Raw genomic sequence first — 24,780 nt, 5'->3', positions numbered from 1 at the left:
CACACGATGAACGGGACCACCGACGGCGGGACACGGGAGCACCCGATCGGCCGGTCCGGCCGGGACCTCCGGGAGCGTGCTGCCGCCGTCTCCGCCGAGATCCTGGACCGGCTCGCCGATCCCGCCGCCACGATGGCGGCCACGCGTATCCCCGCCCAGGCCGCGGACGACGGGGTGGACGAGCCGATCTGGGCCGAGCTCACCCTCGGCAGCGGCAGCCCCGGGCTGGCGCTCGCGTTCGCGGGAGCGGCCCGGGACACGACGCGGCAGGTGCCACGCGCCCACGCGTATCTCACGGCGGGAACCCGCGCCGTCTCGGGCCGGCCCGGCGCCGCGGGCGGGATCTTCAAGGGTCCGGGGGCCCTGGCGTTCGCCGTGCTCCTCGCTCACCGCACCACCGGGGGCTACGTCTCCGCGCTCCAGCGCTTCGACACCTACCAGCGCGATCTCGTACGGACGGTCCTGCCGCCCGTCGAGGACCGGCCGCTGCCGACGATCGGGCACTACGAGGTGGTCCGCGGGCTGACCGGTGTCGGCCGTTACCTGCTGGCCCGGGCGGAGAGCTGTGAGGAGCCGCTGACGGCGGTGCTCGACTACCTCGTGCGCCTCTCGCTCGGCACCGTGGAGCACCAAGGCGCGGACGTGCCGCGCTGGTGGGCCCTGGACGCGCCACGGGTCGGCTCCGAGGCCGCGTTCCCCGGTGGCCATCTCAACCTGGGCCTCTCGCACGGCGTCGCCGGGCCGCTCGCCCTGATGGCCCTGGCGTGGGAGCAGAAGGTGCGCGTACCGGGGCAGCAGGAGGCCATGGAGGCGACGGCCGCACTGTTGCGGACCTGGGCGGTGACGGACGAGCACGGCCTGTTCTGGCCGGGCTACCTCTCCTTCGCCCAGTGGCAACGGGGGCCTGCCGCCTACGACGGAAGCGCCAAGTGGCCGGCCTGGTGCTACGGGACTCCCGGGGTTTCCCGCGCTCTGCAGCTGGCCGGACAGGCGCTCGGCCGGACGGATTTCACGGACCTCGCCCGCGCCTCGGTGGATCGGCTGCTCGTCCTTCCCCGGTCGGCCTGGGGCATCGACGACCATGCGCTGTGCCACGGCTGGGCCGGGGCCCTGCACTTGCTCGGCCGACTCGACGAACGGTGGCAGGACCCCCGGCTGGCCGAACTGCGCGACGACATCGCCGCCGACCTCGTCGCCGCCTTCGATCCGGCACTGCCTTTCGGGCTGCGTTTCACGATGACGAAGGTGCCGTTCGGGTCCGACGTATCCGGCTACCTCGACGGGGCCGCCGGCGTCGCGCTCGCCCTGGACTCGTACGCGGTGGACGGCACACCGGCCGACTGGGACATGCCGCTGCTGCTGGCTTAGCCCGGACGCGACAGGACCCGCCCGTGCCGCGGAATATGAACGCCACCCTGTGCACCGTGCCCGGGCGCCGGCGGTCGGCCAGGCCCACGCAGAACCAGCCGCTCGGATACGGCAGTGCCGACCCGTTCACGGTGTCCGCGGGTCGGGCCCGGCCCTGCTTCCGCACTGCCCGGTGGGGCTGCGCGTAGACACTGCCCGGTGGGGCTGCGCGTAGACACGACAGGCGTCCGCTTTGTCAGGCTTCGCTCTCATGCCCGGATGAACGAAGCGGACCGCGCACGGTCACCGGCGCGTTCCTTCCGGCCGGCTCGGGCGAGTTGGACCGGTTCATCCTGCCGGGCGGCGTGGCACGACCCGACCCGGCCAGAGGGGCACGGGCGGGCGCATCCGCTGCGCCGGGGCGGGCACTTGGTCCCTAACCACGTGCGTGCGCGGATCCGTCGGGGCGGGTCGGCCGCCGCGCAGGACGTGCCGGCTCGGCCGACTGTCCTTTCGGGGGTGTGCACACGACGTCTCTTGCTATAAAGTCCGTCAACAAGGCTCTGTTACCGCCAGTAATGGCAGCCGAGAACGAGGCAACCCCCGGACCCGACTCGAGGAGTCCCGACATGGCCCTCAACATTTCGCGCCCCAGGACCAAGAGCCGCACGCCGGACGACGGCATCGCCCGGCGCCTGCTCGACTCGTCCGCGCAGCTCTCGTACGACCCGCTCACCGAGGTCGACTGGGAGACGCCGCTCGACACGGAGTTCCACGGCGCCAGCCCCGAGTGGAGCACGCTGTACGGGACGGCGTACTGGAACGAGATGACCGAAGCGCAGCGCAAGGCACTGACGCGCCAGGAGGCGGCGTCGGTGGCGAGCACCGGCATATGGTTCGAGATGATCCTGCAGCAGATGGTGCTGCGGGACATCTACGCGAAGGACCCGACCAGCGACACGTTCCAGTGGGCGCTCACGGAGATCGCCGACGAGTGCCGTCACTCGATCATGTTCGCGCGGGGTGCGAAGAAGCTTCAGGCGCCGGCCTACCGGCCGCACCGGACAGCCGTCGAACTCGGCAGGCTCTTCAAGACCGTCGCGTTCGGTGAGGCCGCGTACGCGGCGATCCTGGTCGCCGAGGAGGTCCTCGACGTCATGCAGCGCGACTGGATGCGCGACGAACGGGTCGTGCCGTTCGTCCGGACCATCAACAACATCCATGTCGTCGAGGAGTCACGGCACATGAAGTTCGCCCGTGACGAGACGCGCAGGCACCTCGCGCGTGCCGGACGGACACGGCGCCAGATCCAGTCGCTCCTGATCGCCGTGGCGGCCTACGTCATCGTCACCAGCATGGTGAACCGGAAGGTCTACGCGAACGCCGGCCTGGACGAGGAGCGCGCCCTCCGCGAGGCGAAGGCCAACGAGCACCACAAGTCGATGATGCGGTCGAGCTGCTCGGGTCTCATGGAGTTCCTGACCTCGGTCGGCCTGCTCACCAAGCCCGCGCTGTTCTTCTACCAGCGCGCCAACCTGATCTGACGACCCGGAGCCGAGCGGACGACATGGCCTTCGCGATCACCCAGACCTGTTGCAGCGACGCCACGTGCGTGTCCGTCTGCCCGGTCAACTGCATTCGCCCCACACCCGAGGAGCAGGCGTTCGGCAGCACCGAGATGCTGCACATCGACCCGAAGACCTGCATCGACTGCGGCGCCTGCGCCGACGCGTGCCCGGTGGATGCCATCTTCCCGGTCGAGAGCCTGACCGCCGGTCAGCGGGAGTACGCCGACATGAACGCGGCCTACTTCGAGCAGGCCGAGGAAGAGGCGGAGGGGGCAGGGGCGAACGCCTCCGGGCCGAACTTCCATTCCTGGGGCGAGCCGGCCTTCGACCGCGTACTGCCGCCGGACTTCGGGCCACTGCGGGTCGCGATCGTGGGTACCGGGCCGGCCGGCATGTACGCCGCTGAGGACCTGCTGCTGCACACCCGGGCCGAGGTGACGCTCATCGACCGGCTTCCGGCCGCCGGTGGCCTGATCCGCTACGGTGTGGCCCCGGACCACCCGGCGACCAAGAAGATCGGCGATACGTTCGCCCGCTTCCACACCCACCCGCGCGTGCGCATGCACCTCGGCCTCGAGGTGGGCGGAGACGTCACGACCGAGGAGATCGCGGCACACCACGACGCGGTGATCTACGCCGTGGGCGCTGCCACGGACCGGCGGCTCGGCATACCCGGCGAGGACCGTACGGGCAGCCTGTCCGCGACCACCTTCGTCGCCTGGTACAACGCGCATCCGGACGTCGCACCGGACGCCGTCGATCTCTCGAGCGAACGTGTCGTCGTGATCGGCAACGGCAACGTCGCCCTCGACGTCGCCCGCATCCTGGTCACCGACCCGGAGGCACTGGCCGACACGGGGATCGCGCGCCACGCCCTGGCGGAGCTGCGGCACAGCAAGGTGCGCGAGGTGGTGCTGCTCGGACGGCGAGGTCCGGACGACGCGGCGTGCACCCGGCCCGAACTCCTCGCCCTGAAACACCTTCCCGAGGTGGACCTGGTCGTGGACGCCCACGATCCGCGCATCGGGGCGGTGATCGACGCCGCCGGACCGAAGGACAAGGCGGCGGTGCTGCGGGGCGTGGCGCGGGAGACCGTCGACTGGTCCGCGCCACCGAGCGCGACAGGACGGCGGCGTCGCATCGTCTTCCGTTTCCTGTCCACGCCCGTGGAAGTGTGCGGGGACGCGCACATGCGCGCCGTACGCGTCGCCGGCGGAGCCGGTGAGCTGGAGATTCCGGCCGGCATGGCGCTGCGGGCGATCGGCTACCGCGGAGTGCCGCAGCCGGGACTGCCGTACGACGAGGCGACCGGGACGGTCCCGCACGAGCGCGGCCGGGTGATCGGAAGGGCCGGGACGTACGTGGTGGGCTGGATCAAACGGGGGCCTTCCGGAGGCATCGGCGCCAACCGCGTCTGCGCGGCGGAGACGGTCGGGACCCTGCTGGCCGACGCGGTCTCGGGAGCACTGCCCGCACCGACCCCCGGGCCGAAGGCATTCCACCGACTCGCACGCCGCCGAAGCCGCCGCTGACCCGGCCTTCGTGACGGCCGGACGCTGACCTGGCTGCCGTGGGTCACTCCCCGGGCCGGACCCCGCCCCATAGGCCTTGAGGCTCCACACCTCGAGGCCTGTGGGGCGAAGGCGCGCGGCCTCGCCCGATCGGCGCTGACAGCGGTCGTGATCACTACACCTGGGCGGAAGACGGGGTGACCACGTTGATGTTGAACGTGTGGCCCCCCAGACCGCCCGCGATACCCATGAAGAGCAGGGCGAAGTGCTCCTGCCCGCGTGCGGTGACGATGCCTCCGATGTCGAGCTGGGACGACGGAGGCCAGCCGAGGTCGGTGAGCAGCCGGCCGGTGGTCCGCTTCGCTTCGGCGTCGTCGCCGGAGAGGAAGACGGTGCTCGGACCGTCGAGACCGTCCGGGGCGGTCATCACGGTGGAGTCCATGGTGCAGAGCGTCTTGACGACGGGCGTCAGGGGGAAGGACGCCTGGATCTGTTCACCCAGGCTGCTGTTGGGGTGCGAGAGCTCGGTGAAGTCGTCGGAGAGGCCGACCCCGACATCGATCAGCAGGGTGCCGGCCAGTGCAGACGCCCCGATGGAGTGCAGCAGTTCCACGGAGACGGCCCCCGGAGTGGCGTTGACCAGTGCCTCCGCGTGGGCTGCCGTCTCGCTCAGGCTCGCCACGGGGAGACCGAGGTCGGTTCGTTCCTTGGGCCGGCGTGAACCGAGGAGCACGTCGTGTCCCGCGGTACTCCAGCCATGGGCCAGTGCTCGGGCGACATTGCCGGTGCCGAGTAGTCCTATACGCATGGTGTGACGCTATGCGGAGTCGGGGTGCGGCGGATCGGACCGCGGGCCCGGGTGGTCCGGTACCAAAGACGTAGTCCTGTGGTCCGCGTACGAGACTTGCGCTTTTCCGACCACCCGAACGCCGGCTTCCGACGGTGGTGCCCGGCCGCGGCGCGGAGGACGTCTCGACCGGCCAGAACTTTTCCCTCGCTCATGACAAAGCGTGGACGGCCCCGGTGGAAGTCCCTACTGTGTCCGGTGCGACGCCGTGCGCCCCCCTTGGGCCCACGTATGCACCCCTCCGTATCCGGGACGACGGCGCGTCCCGGCAGCGGTGGATCTCCCACTTACCCGATCGAGTTCCTCATGCCCGAGGGACCGTCAGGAGGTCACGTGTATCCACGGCTGTACCCCCGTCGGCTGGGCAGACGCCTGGCCGGAACGATCATCGCTTCCTTACTGGCCGTCGGCCTGTCGTCGTCCCCGTCTCCGGCGGACGACTCGGAGGCCGCGGCTCTCCCCCCGCAGGAACCGGGTGTCACGCTGCGCGTCTTCGACGTGCAAGCCCCGCTGAACGAGATCTGCACGCTGAAGGCGGGCCAGACGCCGAACGTCGACAAGCTGATGCCCGTGATCGACTGGTCCTCGGCCGACGACTTCGGCCTGGAGTCCCACTTCGTCACCCACGTCCTCGGCAACCTCGGCGCCGCACAGTCGGGCGGCTACACCTTCCGGCTCACCAGCGACGACGGGTCCCGGCTCTGGATCGACGACCAACTGGTCATCAACCACGACGGTCTGCACGGACCGGACCCCAAGGACGCCACGGTCGACCTGACGGCCGGCTCTCACTCGCTGCGCATCGAGCACTTCGAGCGCGACGGCGGACAGCAGCTCACGCTGTCCTGGAAACCGCCGGGCGCCTCGGCCTTCAGCGTCGTGCCGAACTCGGTGCTCAGCACCGACGCCGGTGTCGTGCGCGTGACGGCTCCGGGCCGCAAGGAGTGCGAGGGAGGCACCGACTCCCCGGGAGACGGCCTGCCGCTGACCGGTGTGCATCCCAACTACACCCTCACCAACCTCCGGCCGAACGGCTTCGAGCCGCAGGTCTCCGCGATGGACTGGCTCCCTGACGGACGCCTGGCCGTGGCCACCTGGGGAGGCAGCAACAACACCGCGGGAGAGGTCTACCTGCTGAGCAACGTCACCGGCAGCACCGGGCCCGACAAGGTGACCGCCAAGAAGGTGGCCTCCGGCCTGAGGGAGCCGATGGGGATCAAGCACGTCGACGGCAAGCTCTACGTCTCCCAGAAACACGAACTGACCGAGCTCAACGACACCAACGGCGACGAGGTCACCGACCAGTACCGGCGGGTGGCGACCTGGCCCTTCGGCGGGAACTTCCACGAGTTCGCCTTCGGCCTGCTCTACCAGGACGGGTTCTTCTACCTGAACCTGTCGGTCTCCATCAACTACGGCGGCGCCACCACGGACCCGCAGCCCGCCGCGAACCGCGGCACCACCATCAAGGTGAACAAGGCGACGGGCCAGGTCTCCTACGTCGCCGGTGGGCTGCGCACCCCGAACGGCATCGGCTGGGGCCCCGAGGGTGGCATGTTCGTCACCGACAACCAGGGCGGCTGGCTCCCCTCGTCCAAGCTCGTGCACATCAAGCAGGGCCGATTCTTCAACCACCACACCAACCCGGACGGGCCCTTCGACTCCCAGCCGGTGACCAAGCCGGTGCTGTGGCTCCCGCAGAACGAGATCGCCAACTCGCCCAGCACGCCTTTGCAACTGAAGGACGGGCCGTTCGCCGGCCAGATGCTGTTCGGGGACGTGACCTACGGCGGTATCCAGCGCGGTTTCCTGGAGAAGGTCGGCGGCGAGTATCAAGGAGCGGTCTTCCGTCTCACGCAAGGACTGGAGGCCGGGGTCACCCGGATCAGCGTCGGTCCGGACGGCGCGCTCTACGCCGGCGGGCTGGGCGCGGGCGGCAACTGGGGCCAGGAGGGCAAGCTCACCTACGGTCTGCAGAAGCTGACCCCCAACGGCGCCAACGCCTTCGACATCCGCGCCATGCGCGCCGTACCGGGCGGCTTCGAGCTGGAGTACACCCAGCCCCTGTCGACGGACACGGCGAACGAACTGGCCGGCCACTACAAGATCAAGCAGTGGCGCTACGTGCCGACCGCCGACTACGGCGGCCCCAAGGTCGACGAGGAGGCGCTCACCGCGCAGTCGGCCACGCTCTCCGCCGACCGCAGGACCGTCACCCTCGCCATCCCGGGCCTCAAGGCCGACCGCGTGGTCCACGTCCGCTCTCCCCGCCCCTTCAGCTCGGCCGGCGGCGAAACGCTCTGGAGCACCGAAGCCTGGTACACGCTCAACAGACTGCCGGGGGCAGCGTCCGGGACCGGTGAGGTGAAGGGCGTCAACGGCAAGTGCCTGGACGTCGACAACTCCCAGACGGCCGACGGCACGAAGATCCAGCTGTGGACCTGCAACAGCACCGGCGCCCAGCAGTGGACGCTGCCCGGCGACGGAACCGTACGAGCCCTGAGCAAGTGCCTGGACGTGTCGGACGGCGGCAGCACCGACGGCACGAAGATCCAGTTGTGGACCTGCAACGGCAGCGGCGCACAGACCTGGCAACCGCAGGCCGACGGCACGGTACGCAACCCGCAGTCCGGCAAGTGCCTCGACGCCTCCGGCGGCACCTGGAACGACGGCACCCCGGTCCACCTGTGGGCCTGCCACACCGGAGCCAACCAGAAGTGGCAACTGCCCTGACGATCAGGCCGGCACCACCCTGCGGGTGGCAGCGCCGAAGGCGGGCCCCGGCATCTCCCCACGGGAGCCGGGGGCCCGCCTGTTCGGTGTCGGGGCGGATCGGCGAGAACGCGGGCGTGCTCGGCGCGGGCATCCTGGCGATCGAGCACGCCCTGTCCCCCGCACAGATCGACCGCGCCCTCACGACGGACGCGACGGCGGTGTGAGCCGGACGGTCGTGACGGCGGGGTGATCCGAACGGACTCTCAGGTGTGCGAGCCCCGGCGAACAGCCGTGTTCCGTGGCCCCCGACCGCCGACCCGCGGGATGCCGAAGCCGCGCCCGGCTCATCGCAGCCAGCGGGTCTCCGTCGCACGCTCGTCGCTACGGTCGGCCGAGCGGAACGGTTGTCGCCATGTCACCGCCCGGTGCGGCGAGCCCCAGAGTCCTCGCCCGGCGGGAGCCGACTGGCGAGCCCGTCGAGGATCCGGTCGAGCCCGTACGCGAAGCGGTCCTCACGGACCTGCCTCGGGTCCACCTCCTCCCCGAAGTTCGAACTGTGGTCCGACAGCCAGTCGCGCTCGGAAACACCACTGCGGGTGACCAGGGAAAGGTACGCGGCCTCGCTGGTGGCGATCCCGACGACGTAGGACATGAGCGCCCCCGCCGCCTGGTCCTCCTCACCCTCGGGGAAACCGGCCGCCTGGAACTGAGCGAGCAGACCCGATGTCATACGGACGGCGTTCGGGCCGACGTGGAGTAGCCCGACCTGGCCGAGTTCCGGACCGACCCAGGGGTGGCGCAGGACGAGTGCCCGCAGCTCGGTGGCGGCGCGGGCGACGGACGTGCGCCATGTCCTGCGGGTGGCGGCGGCCGGCGGGCCCAGCTCACCGAACACGTCGTCCACGGCCAGCTGGATCAGCTCGTCCCGATTGGCGACATGCCGGTAGAGGGAAGTGGCCCCGGCCTTCAGGCGGGTGCCGAGTTTGCGCATGCTGAGCGCCTCGACACCCTCCGCGTCCAGCAGCTCGATCGTCGCGGCCACGATCTGCTCCCGCGTCAGCTGCTCTCTCTGCGGGCGATGCGGACGCGCCCACACGGAGGTGATCGGCTTCGCGTCGGCGGGCATACGCGCCAACTCCCATCGGTCGGTCTGCTGTTTGTCGTCCCTCACCGTAGCCGACACTGTACGCCGCTTGCGAACGCTGATCTCTGATGCGTACAGTGTGCGCATCGAGAGAACGTCGTACGCCACCAAGGGGGTCAGCCGTGCTGAACGGTATGAGTTTTGACGAACACGGCAATTGGAGCGTCGAAGGGACGTGGGGAGCCCGGAACTCGGCCGGGCGAAAGCTGGATCTCGCCCGGTGGCAGGCTCGCCTCGACCAGCTCTGCTCCCAGCACCACGTGCCGGGAGCGTCCCTGGCCGTCCTCGTCGACGGGACCGTCCACGAATGGGCGAGCGGCGTCCTGCACCGCGGCACCAACGTGGAGACGACGACCGACTCGGTCTTCCAGATGGGCTCGATAGCCAAGATCTACACGGCCACCCTGGTGATGCAGCTCATCGAGTCCGGCCGACTCGATCTGGACGCACCGGTCACGGACGTGTTGCCGGACTTCTCCATCGGTGACCCCGGAGCGACCGCGATGATCTCCACCCGTCGACTGCTCAGCCACACCAGCGGGCTCACCTGCGACTTCAATCACGACAGCGGGCGCGGCGACGACTGCCTCGCCAAGTACGTCGAGGCCACGAAAGACGTTGCGCTCGACTGCCCGCCCGGCAGTGCGATCTCGTACAGCAGCGTCGGCTACAACGTGCTCGGCCGGATCGTCGAGGTGGTGACCGGCAAGACGTGGGACGCAGCTCTCAAGGACCTGCTGCTGACCCCGCTCGGTCTCACCCACACCATGACCCTGCCCGAAGAGGCGCTGCGCTTCCGCGCGGCCATGGGGCACCTGGGCGAGCCGGGCCAGGAGCCGGCACCAGCGCCGGAGTGGGACATGATGCCGCGGTCGGCGGGCCCTTACGGCAGGGTCATCGCCACGGCGGGCGACCTCGCCCGGCTTGCGCGGATGCACCTTGCCGGCGGCGTGGCCGAGGACGGCACCCGCGTGCTCTCCGAGGCGGCAGTGGCCCTGATGCAACGCCGGGAGGTGGACTGCCCTGACAAATGGACGGTCAGCTCGGACGGTTGGGGTCTGGGCTGGACCTTGTACGACTGGAACGGCGTCAAGGGATACGGTCACGACGGCGCCTCCATCGGGCAGTACGGCTACCTGCGCGTGGTGCCGTCGGCCGGCGTCGCCGTCGCGCTGCTCACCAACGGCGGCGGCGCGCGTGAGGTGTACGCAGCCCTCTACCGCGAGCTTCTCGCCGATCTGGCAGGGGTGGCCATGCCGGAGCCCTTCGCCCCGTCGGCCACGCCCCCCGTGGTGGACTGGGGTCCGCTCGTCGGCACGTACCGGCGCGAGGGCGTGGTCATCACGGTGACCGAGGAGGACGGCGCCGGGCACGCACTCTACGAGTTCGTCGACGGCATGAAGGACCTCTCGGAGCCCCTGCAGATCGACCTGCTGCCGGTCACTGAAACGGCCTTCGCCGGCACGGGTGTGGGTTCAGCCTTCAGTACGGACTACACACCGGTGATCTTCTCCGCCCTGCCCGACGGCACACGCTGCGTCTACGTCGGCATGCGCTGCGCCCCCAAGACCGGCTGACGGACCGCGCCGGCCGGCCGACGTTCGGGTTCAGGCGTTGTAGCCGCCGTGGGCGTCCAGCACCGCGCCCGTGACGTACGACGCGGCGGGGCTCGCCAGGAAGGCGATGGCCGCGGCGATTTCGTCGGGGTGCCCCATGCGTTGCAGGGACAGCGAGCCGACCAGGAGCTTGAGGGTCTCGGCGTCCGGCGGTTGCATGCCGCCCTCCATCAGTCCGGCCTCCACGACGTTGGCCGTGATGTTCCGGGGCCCGAGGTCGCGTGCGACGCCCATGGTGTACCTCTCGATCCCGGACTTGGTCGCCGAGTAGTCGGCGAGGCCCGGGGCGCCGACCCGGGTGCCCAGTCCGGAACTCACCGTGATGACGCGGCCGCCCGGGCGCAGCACTCGGGCGGCGGCCCGGATGACGGCGATCACGCCGAGGTAGTTGGTGGCGTGCATCCGGTCCAGCGCGGCGGTGTCGGCGTCCGGGTCGTCCACCGCGCCGGCCGCGGAGATCGCCGCGTTGTTGACGAGGATGTCCAGGCCGCCGAAGTGCGCCACCACGTCGTCGATCAGTGCCGGCGCCCGGCTCGTGTCCGCCTGGTCGGACTGGAGGGCGACGGCCTTGGCTCCCTTGCCGTGCACCTCGTCGACGACGGCCCGCGCCTGCTTCTCGGAGCTGACGTAGGTGAAGGCGACGTCGGCGCCCTGTTCGGCCAGCAGCCGTACGGTCGCGGCTCCCAGTCCGCGCGACCCCCCGGTGACCAGGGCGACTTTGCCCGTGAGTGGCTTGCTCATTCTTCTCACCTCGTTGTCTGGTTCTTCTTCCCCGCAGTCGCAACAGTAATGGTTACGACAACTCGTCGCAACCATCTCTGTTACGACTACGCTGTCGTAACATGAAGCGTTGCGGTCGAGAGGAGGAGTCCGTGAGCGCCAACAGCAGACTGACCATCGCCGCCCACGCGCTGGCCTGGATCGGCCTCTACCAGCGCCGAGGCCATGAGGTCGCCACCTCCGAGCAGATCGCGACCAGCGCGAACACCAACCCCGTGGTGATCAGACGGCTGCTCGGCGAGCTGCGCAAGGCCGGGCTCGTGGAGTCCCGGCGGGGCGTGGGCGCGGGCTGGTCGCTGGCACGCGAGCTGGAGTCGATGACCCTTCTCGACGTGTACGAGGCGGTGGAACCGGGCCCGCTGTTCGCCATGCACCGCACCACCCCGGACCAGGAATGCGTGGTGGGGCACGGCATCCAGCCGGCGATGCAGAACATCTACGAGGGCATCGAGAAGACCCTGAGAGACGAACTGGCCCGCGTCACGCTCGCGAACGTGCTCCGGGACGTACTCGCGGCACCCCGCCGGCCTCCCGTCACGCCCTGACGTCTGTTCCGCGCGGCCCGGCACCCGAGAGCAAGCCCTGACGCGGACGGTCGGTGGACTCCGTCGGCCGGCCGGGGGCTGCCGCGAGGCCGGCGAGAAGCTTGACCCGTCCACCAGGGCGTGGACCGCGACCACGCCGATGTCGTTCTTCGCCTTCCGGCTGATGACGGACCTCGACATGCCGGCGCCCCGCAAGGCGCTCCTGGACAGGCAGGTACCGCCACCGGCCTTGTCGGGACTCTTCACGGCGAAGGCGCCCGTGCTCATCGCGGTCGCACCGGGAAGCCCCCGCGGCCAGTCCGCGGGGGCCGGTGTCACCGGGCGAGTGTGCGAGACGACCAGGCCCTGGCGGCCGGCCTCTCCTCTCGGTGGCCGACGACAGGGCCGACGACGGCGCCGTCCCGGTCCCGGTGCGGTCAGGCGTGGGACTGTCGGTGGGCGCGGATGATGTCCGCGTACCGCCTGCCACTGGTCTTGACGGTGCGGGCCTGCGTCGCGTAGTCGACGTGGACGAGGCCGAAACGCTTGTCGTAGCCGTAGGCCCACTCGAAGTTGTCGAGCAGGGACCACGCGTAGTAGCCGGCCAGGGGTGCGCCCTTGCGGACCGCCCTGGCGCAGGCGCCCACGTGCTGTTCCAGGTAGCGGGCCCGGTCCGGGTCGTGGACCTCGCCGTCGGGGCTGACGGCGTCCGGGAACGCCGAGCCGTTCTCGGTGACGTACAGCTTGCGCACCCCGTAGTCGTCGGTCAGGCGCAGCAGCAGGGCCTCCAGGCCGCCCGCGTCGATCTGCCAGTCCATGCCGGTGCGCGGTACGTCGGGCAGCCGGACCTCTCGGGCGTACGGCACGGGGCCCTGGGGATCGTCGGTGACGGTGGCCGGGAAGTAGTAGTTGAGGCCGTGCCAGTCGAGGGGCGCGGCGATCGTGTCCAGGTCGCCGGGGCGTTCGGGCAGCTCCACGCCGTACAGCTCGCGCATGTCGGCGGGGAAGCCCCGGCCGTAGACCGGGTCGAGCCACCAGCGGTTGGTGTGGCCGTCCATGCGGGTGGCCGCCGCGAGGTCTTCCGGGCGGGTCGAGGCGGCCTCGATGGTGGAGTGGTTGGTGACGAGGCCGATCTGTGCGCCCGGTGCCGCCGCCCGGATCGCCCGGGTGGCGAGGCCGTGCGCGAGGAGAAGGTGGTACGAGGCGTGCACGGCGGCGGTCAGGTCGGTCAGGCCGGGGGCCATCCGGCCCTCCAGGTGGCCGATCCAGCCGGAGCACAGGGGTTCGTTCAGCGTGGCCCACTGGGTGACGCGGTCGCCGAGGCGGCCGGCCACCACGGAGGCGTACTCGGCGAGGTGTTCCGCGGTCTCGCGCGCGGTCCAGCCACCGCGGTCCTGGAGCGCCTGGGGAAGGTCCCAGTGGTAGAGGGTGACGTTGGGGGTGATGCCCGCGTCGAGGAGGCCGTCGACGAGCCGGTCGTAGAAGTCGAGTCCGGCCGCGTTGACCGGCCCGTCGCCGCCGGGCACGACTCGGGGCCAGGCGACGGACAGGCGGTAGGCGTCGGCGCCGAGCCGCTTCATCAGGGCGATGTCCTCGGGCCACCGGTGGTAGTGGTCGCAGGCCACGTCGCCGTGGTCGTCGTTGTCGATCTTTCCCGGGGTGTGGGAGAACGTGTCCCAGATCGACGGTGCCCTGCCGTCCTCGGCGACGGCGCCCTCGATCTGGTAGGCGGAGGTGGCCGTGCCCCAGGTGAAGTCGGCGGGGAAGGCGGCGAGGTCAAGCGAATCGGACACAGAGGGCCTCTCGGGGGGTCTCGGGTGCGGGGCGGGGGCGCGGGTGCGGGCGGGTCTACTTGACGGCGCCGGCGGTGAGGCCGGTGACGAGGTAGCGCTGGAGGAGCAGGAAGCCGGCGACGACGGGAAGGCTGACGACGAGTGAGGCGGCCATGACCTGGTTCCAGTACACGTCGTTCTGGGTGGAGTAGCCCTGGAGGCCGACCGCCAGCGTGCGGGTGGTGTCGTTGGTCATGACGGAGGCGAAGAGCACTTCGCCCCAGGCCGTCATGAAGGCGTAGACGGCCACGGCGACGATGCCGGGGATCGCGGCGGGCACGATGACCCGGAAGAGGGCGCCGATCGGTCCGCAGCCGTCCACCTTGGCCGCCTCGTCGAGGTCCCTGGGGACGGAGTCGAAGTAGCCGATCAGCATCCAGATGGAGAACGGCAGCGAGAAGGTGAGGTACGTGAGGATCAGGCCGCCGCGGGAGCCGAACAGGGCGATGCCGGTGGCGTTGCCGATGTTGACGTAGATGAGGAACAGCGGCAGCAGGAAGAGGATGCCGGGGAACATCTGGGTCGACAGCACGGTCACCGTGAAGAGGCGCTTGCCGCGGAAGGAGTACCGGCTGACCGCGTAGGCCGCGAACACGGCGATGGTGACGGAGCAGACCGTGGCCGCGCCCGCCACGATCAGCGAGTTCATGAAGTAGTCGGCGAGCGGGACCGTCTCCCAGATGTCGAAGTACGGGCGGACGGTGAGGCCCGAGGGAATCCACTCGAACTTGCCCGACACGTCCTCCAGCGGCTTCAGCGAGCTGGAGACCATCACGTAGACCGGCAGCAGGACGAAGACCGTGAGGAGCGTCAGGAAGACGCGGCGGCTCCACAGGAAGGACCGCGGGGCGGCCATCGGGGAACGGGGCCGGCGGGCGGTGGGGCTAGACATCGGTGACCTTCCTTCCTCGGGAGGTGAACCAGAGGTACGCACCCGTCACCACGAGCAGGAACAGGAGCAGCAGGACCGACATCGCGGAGCCCGTTCCGAAGTTCCAGGTCTGGAACGAGGACTGGTAGATGTGGATGGAGATGAGGTCCGCGGCCTCCGGCGCGGCCTTGCCGAACAGGACGAAGGGGGTGTTGAAGTCGTTGAAGGTCCACAGGAACAGCACCAGGACGAGGACCTGGTTGACGGGGCGCAGGGCCGGCAGCGTGATGCGACGGATCTGCTGCCATACGCCCGCGCCGTCCAGTGCGGCGGCCTCGTAGATGTCCTTCGGGATGTTCTGCAGACCGGCCATGATGATGAGGAAGGCGAAGGGCCAGCCCTTCCACACCGAGACGACGAGCAGGGCGATGAAGCTGTTGTCGCCGATCAGCCAGAACGGGGCGCTGTCGGTGAGCCCGAGCTGGTCGTGCAGCACGTGGTTCACCAGTCCGTTGTCCCGCTGGAACATGAACGACCAGGTGATGACGGCCGCGTAGACGGGCAGCGCGTAGGGGACGAGGAAGACCGTGCGCAGGAAGCCCCGGCCGCGGAACGACTCCTGCATGAAGATCGCGGCGGCGACGCCCAGCAGCCAGCACAGGCCGACGGAGAGCACGGTGAACAGGCAGGTGGTGAAGAACGAGTTGAGCAGCGCCTCGCCCACGGGGGCGTCGAAGTCGACCGACAGCTTGTAGTTGTCGAGGCCGGCCCAGGGTGCGGTGTCCCAGTCGCGGATGTAGAACTGGGTCAGCTCCTTGAAGCTGACGACGATGCCGATCACCATCGGCACCAGGTGCACCAGTAGTTCGAGCAGGATCGCAGGGAACAACAGCAGGTACGGCAGTCCGATGCGGCGCAGCCGCCCGGAGCGGCGCTTGCGCGGCGCCGCTCCGGGGTCGTCCTTGCGTGCCGTCCGCTCGCCTGCGTTGAGGGCAGCGGTCGTAGTCATGTCGGTGTCCGTGCTCACTTCTTGGGCATCTGCTGCTGGGCCTTCTCGAGCTTGGCCCGCACTGACTCGGTGGTCACCGCACGACCTGCGGCGGCGTCGGCGAAGAGCTCCTTGACGGCGGTGCCCACAACGGTCTCGAACTGCGACTCCTCGGGGACCTGCGGCAGTGCGCTGGCACTGGTGGCGAGGGTCTCCCGGAGCACGCTGAGGGCCGGGCCGTTGAAGGCCGGGTCCTGCTGGGCGGCCTTGACCGGCGGTATGGAGCCGTAGGCCTTGTTGAGGACGACCTGCTCCTCGTCGCTGGTCATGAACTTCACGAACTTCTTGGCACCGTCGATGTTCTTGGTGTTCTTGAAGACCGCCATGTTGATGCCCGCGACCATGGAGTTGGTCGCCTTGCCCGAGCCGGGCTCGCCGGACTGCACGGGGGCGGGCGCGACGCCCCACTCGTCGTCCTTCATGCCCTGCGCCTTGAAGGTGGCCGACGCGGTCTGCCACAGCACCATCGCCGTCTTGTCCTTGGCGAAGTCGCTCAGGGACTGGTTCTGCGCGTACTCGGCGTTGCCGGGCGCGACGATCTTGTCCGTCGCCATCAGGTCGACGTATTGCTTGACCGCCGCCACCGCGCCGTCGGAGGTGAAGTCGGCCTTGCCGTCCGGAGTGAAGAAGTCCGCACCGTGCTGCTTGCCGAGCACGAAGACCTGGTGGATGTTGTTCGACAGGTTGGAGCCCTCGGCGCCGAGCCCCCACTTGCCGTCCTTGGAGAGCTTCCGGCCGGTCTCGGCCAGCTCCTCCCAGGTCGCCGGCGGCTTCTCGATGCCCGCGTCGGCGAACATCTTCTTGTTGTAGTAGAGCGCGTAGGCCATGGAGTAGAGCGGGACGGCCGCCGGGTCCTGGCCCTGCACGCCGGTGGAACCGAGGGCGGACTCCACGAAGCGGTCCTTGCCGCCGATCGCCTCGAAGTTCTTCGCGTCCCAGGGCAGGAGGGCGCCGCTGGACTGCAGCGACGCGCTCCAGGTGTTGCCGATGTTCAGGACGTCGGGCCCCTGGCCGGAGGTGGTGGCGGTGAGGATGCGGTTGAGGAGGTCCGCCCAGGGCACGACCTCCAGCTTCACCTTGATGCCGGTCTCCTTCTCGAACTTGTCGAGTTCCGGCTGGAGGACCTTCTTGTCGACCTCCAGGTTGGCGCCCTGGTTGGAGGCCCAGTAGGTGAGGGTCTTCGGCTGCTCGTTGGACCCCTCCGAACCGGACGATCCCCCGCCGCAGGCAGCCAGGGTGAGGGCGAACGAGAGGGTGACGGCGCCGACGGCTGCGGCTCTGATTCTGCGCATGACTCCAGAGGCCTTCCGGAAGGTGACGGGGTCGCCCGCGGAGGGGGTCGGAGCTGCGCCCCACGTTCCCTGAAATCCCCCACGGCTTAATTTAGGATGTGAGTTAAACCTCAAGTGAAGGTCGCGTCAAGGGCCCTGCCACCTGTAAGTTGCGGTGAGGAGTTCCGAACGAGGGGGCGAGCGTGAGAGTACGCAGCGGCCGTACAGTGCGTGACCTGCGGCGGGAGAACCGCACCGCGGTATTGCAACGGTTGTATTTCGACGGGCCGCTCAGCAGGTTCTCCCTGGGGCCGGTCACCGGGCTGAGTTCCGGCTCGGTGAGCAACGTGGTCTCCGAGCTGGTCGCCGAAGGACTGGTGGAAGAAGCCGGAAGCGTCGACTCCGCCGGCGGCCGTCCCCGCACGTTGCTGCGCATCAGCGCGCGCAGCGGTTACATGATCGGTGTGGACATCGGCGAGACCCGGGTACGGATCGAACTCTTCGACCTCGCCCTCACCGAGCTGGCCCGGGTGGAGAGACCACTGGAGGCCAAGGGGCCGCGCCGCGTCGACCGCTACGACGTCGGCCTGGTCATGACGCACCTGCGCGAGGGCATCCCCGAGGTTCTGGCCGAGGCCGGCATCGCGGCGGAGCGGCTGCTCGGCGTCGGGATCGGCGTGCCGGGCATCGTCGCCCGGGGCACCGAGGACGGGGCGGTCGTGCACGGCCAGACGATCGGCTGGGACGCCGTTCCGCTGGAGCGGTTGCTGCGCGAGTCCCGGATCCTGCCCGAGACCGTGCCGTACTACATCGACAACGGGGCCAAGACGCTGGGCCAGGCGGAGATGTGGTTCGGCGCCGGCCGGGGCGCGCAGAGCGCGGCGGTGGTGCTCTTCGGCTCCGGAGTCGGCGCCTGCGTCGTCGGGGACGACATGCGACCGGGCCGCGCCGTCGAGTGGGGCCACCTGACGGTACGGGTGCGCGGGCGCCGGTGCCGCTGCGGAGCGCAGGGCTGCCTGGAGGCGTACGCGGGCGCGGAGGCCCTGCTCCAGCGCTGGGCGGAGGCCGGCGGCCGGCCGCCCGTGGGCGCGGACGAGGAGACCGCGCTGACCGCGATGCTCGCGGCCGCGTACCCGGCCTCCGACGCGTCGGGGGCCGGCCCGGAACCCGACGCCACGGCGCTGGCCGTGCTGGAGGAGACCGCCGAGTACCTCGGCGCGGGGTTCTCCGACCTGATCAACCTCTTCCAGCCCGAGCGCATCCTGGTCGGCGGCTGGGCCGGACTGCAGCTCGGCCGGCGCTTCCTGGACGCGGTGACGGCCCACGCCACCTCCTACGCCCTGACGTACCCCGCCGCCCGTGTCCGCATCGACCTCGGCACCCTGGGGCCGGACGCCGTCACCGTCGGGGCCGCGATCCTGCCGCTCGCCGACTTCTTCGCCCGTGGCGGCCGGCCGGAGGAAGCCGAACCGGCGGAGCAGGACCCGGCGTGGCGGACGGCCCTGCGGGAGCGGTCGGTGCAGTGAGCGGCGCCGGCCGCACCCCGCGGTCTACCGGCGACCGGGTCGACCCGCGCGCGAGCGGCAAGCAGTGAGCAGGGACCGTGGTCGTCCGCCACGGCCTGGGTCCCCCTCCCCCACCCGACGTCCCCCAGGCGAAGCCACGGCCTCGACCCTCGTCACGGGCCGCCGACCGTGACCGTCCCCTCCCACCGCACGTCCCCCACCGACCTGCCCACCATGAGCCGGTAGGGGCCGGGCTCCGTGGCCCAGCCGTGGTCCGCCTCCGACCAGTGCCGTAGCGCCCGCGGGCTCACCACCACCTCGGCGGTGGCCGTCCGGCCCGCTTCCGCCCGTACGGCCGCATGCCCGGCGAACCAGCGCACGGGACGCTCGACCGCCGATCCGGGCCGGGCCAGGTAGACCTGTACGACCTCACGCCCGGCGCGCTCACCGGAGTTGTGCACCGTCACCCGAACGGTGAACGGCTCGTGGGCCAGGACGCGCGGGGGGACCTCCACGGCCGCGTACTCCCACGTGGTGTAGCCGAGGCCGTGACCGAACCAGTAGGCGGGTTCGCGACCGGACCGCAGCCACGCCCGGTGGCCGATGTGCAGGCCTTCGGCGTAGTCCAGCCGACCGTCGACCGGCCGGGTACGCGTGACGGGGGCGTCCGCCAGGGAGGCCGCCCAGGTGGTGGGCAGCCGGCCGCCGGGCTCGGCGAGGCCGAACAGGACGTCGGCCAGCCCTCCGCCGGCCTCCTGTCCGGGGAACCAGGTGAGCAGCACGGCACCCACCTCCCCGCGCCAGGGCAGCTCGACCGGTCCGCCGCTGTTGACGACCACCACCGTGCGGGAGTTCGCGGCGGCCACCGCGCGGACCAGCCCGTCCTGGAGCTCGCCGAGCGCCAGCCCGGCCCGGTCGTACCCCTCTGTCTCGCTGTGCTCGGTGGTGCCGACGACCACGACCACGGCGTCGGCCTCGCCGGCCGCCCGTACCGCGTCCTCGAGCGCGGTGGCCGGGTCCGGTTCCGGCGGCGCGGCGGTGACGACGGTGGCGCGCCCTCGGCCGGGCACCAGCTCGCGCCGCGCCACCACGTCCACGGGACGCCTGGTGGTCAACGCCGTCCGTGCCGTGTGCACGGGCGGGTTGACGTGGACGACGGCCGGGTCGTCCGTGTCACCGGGGAACTCCCCGTCCACCAGCACGTGGTCGCCGACGGTGAGCGTCATGCGTCCGAAGCCCCCGACGCCGAACGTCCACTCCCCCGCCCGACGGGGATGCAGCACCGCGGCGATCTCCACCGTGTGGGCGCCCGGGGGCAGGTCCGGCTCCAGCTGCCGCCCCGAGAGCCGGTGCTCCGCGTGCAGTTCCCGCCCCGCCGCGTCCAGCACCCGCAGGAGCACGCCCGGGGCGCCCGAGCGCGGATCGCTGCAGTGATCGGTGCCGAGGGGAGCGGGTGGCGACCCCGGCGCCGGACCGGGTTCGTACACCACCGAGGCCCGGCCCCGCAGACGGGCCCGGATGCCCGCCAGCGGCGTGACCACGTCGGAACAGAACACGCCCGCACTGCCACCGCCCTGCACCCGAGGCGACGCCGCGTGCACGCCGACGACCGCCACGGTGGTCAGCTCGGCGGGGTCGAGGGGCAGGACGGCGTCGTTGCGCAACAGGACGCAACCGGCGCTGACGGCGCGGCGCAGCAGCGTCCGGGTGCCGCGGGACGCTTGGGCGGGAGCCCGGCGCGGGTGTCGTGGTTCGAGCGCCCCGACGCGCGCGGCGAGCCGCAGCAGCCGCCGCACCTTGTCGTCGACCCCCTCCTCCGCGACCTGACCGTCCTTCACCGCCCGCACCAGGGACGCGCCCCAGGGGCTGTCCGGGCCGGGCATCGCCAGGTCGAGGGCGGCGCGTCCGGTCTCCTCGGTGGTGCGCACGGCAGCCCAGTCGGAGACGGCGACGCCGTCGAACCCCCACTCCCCCTTGAGGGGCTCCGCCAGGAGCGGGCTGGCCGTCATGGTGGTGCCGCCGACGGCGTTGTAGCCCGCCATGACGAGCCACACCCCGGCCGCGACGGCCGCTTCGAAGGGCGCGAGGTACACCTCGCGCAGGGCGCGTTCGGACGCCCGGACGTCGACGGTCAGCCGGTCGGTCTCGGAGTCGTTGCCGACGTAGTGCTTGGCGGTGGCCGCCACCCCGAGGGCCTGGATGCCGCGGATGAGCGCGGCGCCGGTGCGGCCGGTCAGTTCCGGGTCCTCGGAGAAGCACTCGAAATGCCGTCCGCCCAGCGGGCTGCGGTGCAGGTTGAGCGTGGGGGCCAGGACGACGTCGACGCCCTTGCGGACGGCCTCGGTGGCGAGCAGGCGGCCGAGCCGCTCGACGAGGTCCTCGTCCCACATCGCGCCCAGGGCGGAGGCGGAGGGCAGCAGGGCCGAGGTGCGCCGCTCGTCCCATGCCTCGCCGCGCACTCCGGCGGGGCCGTCCGAGGTCACCATCTCCCGCAGCCCGATGCCGGCTTCACCGGCGGTGCGCCAGGTCGTCGCGCCGGTGAGCAGGCGCACCTTCTGTTCCAGGCTCAGCCTGTCGATGAGCCGATCCAGTGCCTCGTCGTCCATGTCCGCCTCGCCTTCTGCCCCTCCCGCGACGGGAGAGCGCTCTCCCAACCGTCTGACGAGCGCCTCTCCCCCGTCAAGTCCCCCCGGACGACGGCGGACGCGGGCGTGCGGGCAGGCCGAAGGGGCCCGGCGGCACCCCTACCGAGCGGGTGCCGCCGGGCCCTGGAGACCGGCCGGGTCAGGGCAGCCGGTGGTCCGCGTTCAGTACCGCACCGCGCTCCGGGTGGTTCTGGTCGTAGCCGCGGGTGTCGCACTGGAGACCGCCCACGATGCAGTGGTCGACCAGCGCCTTGAGGGTCCTCTCCTCCCACGCGTTGAAGAAGTCGTAGTGGAAGGAGTAGCCGCGCCCACTGGCCAGGCGCACGTCGCCCATGTCGCCGTTGACCGGGAAGGCCATCTTGAACTCGATCATCGGCAGCGCGACCGGGTGGGACGCCGGACACATGTTGTCGTTGGTGCCGGGTTTGACGACCGGGTAGGCCATGTGGCTCTGGTGGTCGGGAGTGTCGAGGTACTTTCCGTCCCAGCAACTGGGGGCCTGGAAGCGGATGTTCAGCTGGACGTCGGGCCGGCTCGGGCAGCTCGCCGGGAAGTCGACGTTGAAGAAGCTGTCACCGCACTCCCAGCCCTCGACGAACCCCTTGTGGGCGCGGAACTCCTGGGCGCTCTGCATGGGGTTGCCGACGACGTACCGCAGGCCCTTGGGGAAGGGCCGCACGCTGGTGTAGTCGGTGACACCGGCCTTGTAGTAGATGACCTGCGGGCCGACGGGGAGGATCTTCCTGTCCCCCTTGTACAGGGACGGCATCCAGTACGCGGAGGCGTCGGCCGGCGCGAGACAGGTGGTGTTGCCGCCGTAGAGGCTCCCCGTCGTGCTGCCGGCGTTCGTCGTCCTGTTGCCCATGAAGGTGTGGTCGTGGGACTTGCCCGGCTGCCCCGGGTACACGATCGGGTCGTCCGGCGCGGTGTGCGTGACCGCGCAGTTGGCCTGGAACTCCTTGTGGTAGCGCGGCGGCGGGGTGGCCTGGGACGGGGTCACGCCGGTGACCTGGGGGACGGCCGGTATGTAGCCGTCGCCGTCGGGATCGTCGGCGGACGCCTGGGTCGACACCGCCATCGTGTGCCCGGTGTGGGCGCCGGCCGAGGCGGCCGGAGCGCTGCCGGGACCGGCCGCCGTGGCGACGGTGCCGACGCCGAGCACGCTTGCCAGAAGCGCGCAGCCGAGCAGCAGCGCGGGGAGTTTCGAACGTGGTCTCATGGGGCCTCCTGCCCGCCGAGGTACCGAGTGGGGGTGGTGTGAAGGGCGCCCGTGGGCGCCCTTCGCCGTCGGTCAGCTGTAGATGCCGAACTCGTGCAGCGAGTAGCCCCAGCCGGTGCCACGCGCCGTCAGGTGCAGTCGTACGTGCCGCGCGGTCGCCGTGACGTCGATGGTGTCGATGTCACCGTTGCCGGCGGTGGTGGTGTGGACCGTGCGCCAGGTGCTGCCGTTGTCCGAGACCTGTACCTCGTAGGACTTGGCGTAGGCGGGGTCCCAGACGAGCTGGAGCTTGCGGAGGGCGGTGGCGGCGCCGAGGTCCACCTGGAGCCACTGCGGGTCGCTCCAGTCACTGGCCCAGCGCGTGTCCGTCCTGCCGTCCGTCGCCTTGGTGGGCTCGCACGGGCAGTCGCCGTACGACTGCTGGAAGGAGGAGGCCGTGGTGGGCTTGTTCAGCGCCACGTTCGTGCCGGTGACCGGCGGAGCGACGACCTTGACGGACTTCGTCTCGATGCCCGCGTTGCCACGGCCGTCCTCGGCCTGGATGTACACCTTCCACACGCCGAGCTTCTCCGGGGCCGTCACGGCGAAGGTGCCGTTTCCGGTGGAGCGCCACTGCGCCTCGACCAGGCGCTTGTCGCCGTTGGCGTAGTTGCCGCTGAGGAAGATCTTGTACTTGACCGGGTCGCCGTCGGGGTCCCGCACGTCGGCCCGGACGGTGAACTCACCGCCCGCCGGCGCTGACGAGGCCGGGCTGACGGTCATGTTCGAGATGACCGGCGGGGTGTTGTCGCCCGTGGCCGAACCCGTGTAGGCCCGCTTGACCGCGTAGTAGGACAGCCGCTTCAGCCCGTCGGGTACGAGGTTGAACCAGACGCCCCCGAAGTCGTGTTCGACGCCGTAGTGGAAGAGGGTGGCACCCAGGGCGACGCCCCGGTGGCCGGTGACGCAGTCCCAGGCCTTGGAGTACCCCTCGGCCTTCTGCACGTCGGTCGGCTCGTCGGGGATGCCGTTGGCGTCGTCGGGCACCTCCCACTCACCGGCGGGCCCGCCCTCGGTGATGATGTAGGGCTTGGTGTAGCCGCCCTCCTCCCAGTCCTCCTGGACACCGCAGATGTCTCCGTAGGAGTTCATCGAGTACAGGTCGAGGTCGGGGGCGTTGCGCTTGTAGTACGGCCAGGCTCCGGTCCAGGCGTCGGTGGAGGTGACGGGGTGGTCGGGGTCGATGCTGTGGATCTTCTTGGCCACGTCGTTGACGAAGCCGGTGTAGGCGTTGCGCTGCGCCTCCAGCTCCGTGCCGCTGTAGCAGTTCTGCAGACCGAGGACCGACTCGTTGCCGACGTTCCACATGAGGGTCGCCGGGTGGCTCTTGTACGCCTCCACCCACTTGGCGAACTCGGTGAGCATGTTGTTCTTGTACGTGGTGTCGGTGACGTAGTTGACGCAGCCGCCGGAGCCGGGGCCGCCGCCCGGCTGGAGCCAGAAGCCGTTGACGACGCGGATGCCGTGCGCGGCGGCGCTGTCGAGCAGCGGCTTGGTGCCGCCGTCGGTGCCCCAGGTGCGGATCGTGTTGACTCCCATGGACTTCACGTCGGGCATGTACTTCGGGGCGTCCGCGATGGCGGGGCCCCAGGTGAGGCCCTTGACCGTGTACGGCTGGCCACCGACGGTCAGTCGCCAGTCGCCCTGGGAGCCGGTGACCTCGACCGCCCCTCCACCGACGGGAGGCGTGCCGTCCGTGCTGCCGTACACCTGGAACTCCCACAGGGAGTAGCCGTAGCCACCGGACCGTTCGGTGCCCAGCATGCGGACGTAGCGGCCGGCGCCGGAGACCGCGATCTCGTCCGTGCCGCCGTCGCCGCCGGTGACGGTCTTCAAGGTCCGCCAGTCCGTGCCGTTGTCGGAGGCCTGTATCTGGTAGCTCTTGCCGTACGCGCCCTCCCAGGTCAGCACAACCCGGCTGAGGTCGGCACGCTGCCCGAGGTCGACCTGGAACCACTGCGGATCGCTCCACTGGCTGGCCCAGCGGGTGCCGGTGAGATTGCCGTCGACCGCCGCCGAGGCGGCGTACGCACCGCCTTCCTGCGACGACGCGGTGGCCGGCTTGCCCTGGGAGAGCAGGGCTTCCGCGGCCTGGGCGGGCGGGGCTGCGACGGCGAGCGTCGACGCCACCAGAGCGCCGAGGGCGAGCAGGGGTACGCCGGCGCGACCGGCTGGTCTGCGGTACGAGAGGGCTGTGGACACTTCTGCTCCTGGCGGGTTGGGGAGAGCCGACGGGGCGGGGCGGCGGGGGTGCCGCCTGGTGGCCCCTCCGGGCCGGAGCGCGGGGACGTCTTCCGG

At 70.7% G+C, this 24,780-nt stretch carries 17 protein-coding genes; 7 read left to right on the top strand and 10 right to left on the bottom strand.

Translation table 11 applies throughout. The features are described from left to right. The first annotated feature begins 6 nt into the window (after positions 1 to 6). From SAM23877_RS34470 to SAM23877_RS34460, 3 genes are all read left to right on the top strand, one after another. Positions 7 to 1,368, top strand: a complete 1,362-nt coding sequence (locus SAM23877_RS34470; RefSeq protein ID WP_053143155.1) for a lanthionine synthetase C family protein — start codon at positions 7 to 9, stop codon at positions 1,366 to 1,368. A 608-nt stretch (positions 1,369 to 1,976) separates the two neighbouring features. Further along, a complete protein-coding gene (locus tag SAM23877_RS34465; protein ID WP_053141716.1) occupies positions 1,977 to 2,891 on the top strand; it encodes an AurF N-oxygenase family protein in 915 nt (304 codons plus the stop codon). Positions 2,892 to 2,914: 23 nt separating this feature from the next. Next, positions 2,915 to 4,447, top strand: a complete 1,533-nt coding sequence (locus SAM23877_RS34460; protein ID WP_053141714.1) for an FAD-dependent oxidoreductase — start codon at positions 2,915 to 2,917, stop codon at positions 4,445 to 4,447. 154 nt (positions 4,448 to 4,601) lie between these two features. On the opposite strand, the gene SAM23877_RS34455 is transcribed toward SAM23877_RS34460, so the two are convergent. After that, positions 4,602 to 5,234: an NADPH-dependent F420 reductase gene (locus SAM23877_RS34455; RefSeq protein WP_053141713.1), complete on the bottom strand. Its 633-nt coding sequence runs from the start codon at positions 5,232 to 5,234 to the stop codon at positions 4,602 to 4,604. Between the two features lie 438 nt (positions 5,235 to 5,672). Here SAM23877_RS34455 and SAM23877_RS34450 point away from each other — a divergent pair, with 438 nt between their 5' ends. Continuing rightward, the gene (locus SAM23877_RS34450) at positions 5,673 to 8,006 is read left to right on the top strand and encodes a ricin-type beta-trefoil lectin domain protein (protein ID WP_425314794.1); all 2,334 of its coding nucleotides are present in this window, start codon (positions 5,673 to 5,675) and stop codon (positions 8,004 to 8,006) included. Positions 8,007 to 8,403: 397 nt separating this feature from the next. Here SAM23877_RS34450 and SAM23877_RS34445 read toward each other — a convergent pair whose 3' ends face one another. Beyond that, the gene (locus SAM23877_RS34445; protein ID WP_053141711.1) at positions 8,404 to 9,114 is read right to left on the bottom strand and encodes a TetR/AcrR family transcriptional regulator; all 711 of its coding nucleotides are present in this window, start codon (positions 9,112 to 9,114) and stop codon (positions 8,404 to 8,406) included. A gap of 152 nt (positions 9,115 to 9,266) precedes the next feature. On the opposite strand from SAM23877_RS34445, the gene SAM23877_RS34440 reads away from it, so the two are divergent. After that, positions 9,267 to 10,709: a serine hydrolase domain-containing protein gene (locus tag SAM23877_RS34440; RefSeq protein ID WP_053141708.1), complete on the top strand. Its 1,443-nt coding sequence runs from the start codon at positions 9,267 to 9,269 to the stop codon at positions 10,707 to 10,709. 30 nt (positions 10,710 to 10,739) lie between these two features. Here SAM23877_RS34440 and SAM23877_RS34435 read toward each other — a convergent pair whose 3' ends face one another. Continuing rightward, entirely contained in the window at positions 10,740 to 11,489 is a 750-nt protein-coding gene (locus SAM23877_RS34435) for an SDR family NAD(P)-dependent oxidoreductase (RefSeq protein ID WP_053141706.1), read from the bottom strand. Between the two features lie 131 nt (positions 11,490 to 11,620). Here SAM23877_RS34435 and SAM23877_RS34430 point away from each other — a divergent pair, with 131 nt between their 5' ends. Next, positions 11,621 to 12,073, top strand: coding sequence for an Rrf2 family transcriptional regulator (locus SAM23877_RS34430; protein ID WP_053141704.1), 453 nt, complete (start codon positions 11,621 to 11,623; stop codon positions 12,071 to 12,073). Positions 12,074 to 12,489: 416 nt separating this feature from the next. Here the strand turns inward: SAM23877_RS34430 and SAM23877_RS34425 are convergent, their stop codons facing one another. Genes SAM23877_RS34425 through SAM23877_RS34410 form a run of 4 tightly spaced genes read right to left on the bottom strand, consistent with a single transcriptional unit; the run spans position 12,490 to position 17,095 of the window. After that, complete coding sequence (locus SAM23877_RS34425; protein WP_053141702.1) at positions 12,490 to 13,845, bottom strand: GH1 family beta-glucosidase; 1,356 nt, start codon at positions 13,843 to 13,845, stop codon at positions 12,490 to 12,492. Between the two features lie 55 nt (positions 13,846 to 13,900). Then, the gene (locus SAM23877_RS34420) at positions 13,901 to 14,740 is read right to left on the bottom strand and encodes a carbohydrate ABC transporter permease (protein ID WP_053141700.1); all 840 of its coding nucleotides are present in this window, start codon (positions 14,738 to 14,740) and stop codon (positions 13,901 to 13,903) included. Between the two features lie 28 nt (positions 14,741 to 14,768). Further along, on the bottom strand, positions 14,769 to 15,764 hold the full coding sequence (locus SAM23877_RS34415; protein WP_053143153.1) for a carbohydrate ABC transporter permease: 996 nt from the start codon (positions 15,762 to 15,764) through the stop codon (positions 14,769 to 14,771). Between the two features lie 14 nt (positions 15,765 to 15,778). Next, entirely contained in the window at positions 15,779 to 17,095 is a 1,317-nt protein-coding gene (locus tag SAM23877_RS34410; protein ID WP_053141698.1) for an ABC transporter substrate-binding protein, read from the bottom strand. A 182-nt stretch (positions 17,096 to 17,277) separates the two neighbouring features. Here SAM23877_RS34410 and SAM23877_RS34405 point away from each other — a divergent pair, with 182 nt between their 5' ends. Beyond that, on the top strand, positions 17,278 to 18,600 hold the full coding sequence (locus SAM23877_RS34405; protein ID WP_053141696.1) for an ROK family protein: 1,323 nt from the start codon (positions 17,278 to 17,280) through the stop codon (positions 18,598 to 18,600). Positions 18,601 to 18,752: 152 nt separating this feature from the next. Here the strand turns inward: SAM23877_RS34405 and SAM23877_RS34400 are convergent, their stop codons facing one another. The 3 genes from SAM23877_RS34400 to SAM23877_RS34390 form a co-directional block, all read right to left on the bottom strand. Next, positions 18,753 to 21,185, bottom strand: a complete 2,433-nt coding sequence (locus SAM23877_RS34400; protein ID WP_053141694.1) for a beta-glucosidase family protein — start codon at positions 21,183 to 21,185, stop codon at positions 18,753 to 18,755. A 178-nt stretch (positions 21,186 to 21,363) separates the two neighbouring features. After that, positions 21,364 to 22,443, bottom strand: a complete 1,080-nt coding sequence (locus SAM23877_RS34395) for a DUF1996 domain-containing protein (protein WP_053141692.1) — start codon at positions 22,441 to 22,443, stop codon at positions 21,364 to 21,366. Between the two features lie 72 nt (positions 22,444 to 22,515). After that, positions 22,516 to 24,684: a discoidin domain-containing protein gene (locus SAM23877_RS34390; RefSeq protein WP_053141690.1), complete on the bottom strand. Its 2,169-nt coding sequence runs from the start codon at positions 24,682 to 24,684 to the stop codon at positions 22,516 to 22,518. Between the last annotated feature and the right edge of the window lie 96 nt (positions 24,685 to 24,780).

The organism is Streptomyces ambofaciens ATCC 23877, from assembly GCF_001267885.1.
Classification (GTDB): Bacteria; Actinomycetota; Actinomycetes; order Streptomycetales; family Streptomycetaceae; genus Streptomyces; species Streptomyces ambofaciens.
Note: the sequence above shows the minus strand (reverse complement) of the source record. Positions and strands in the feature narration are given on the sequence as shown.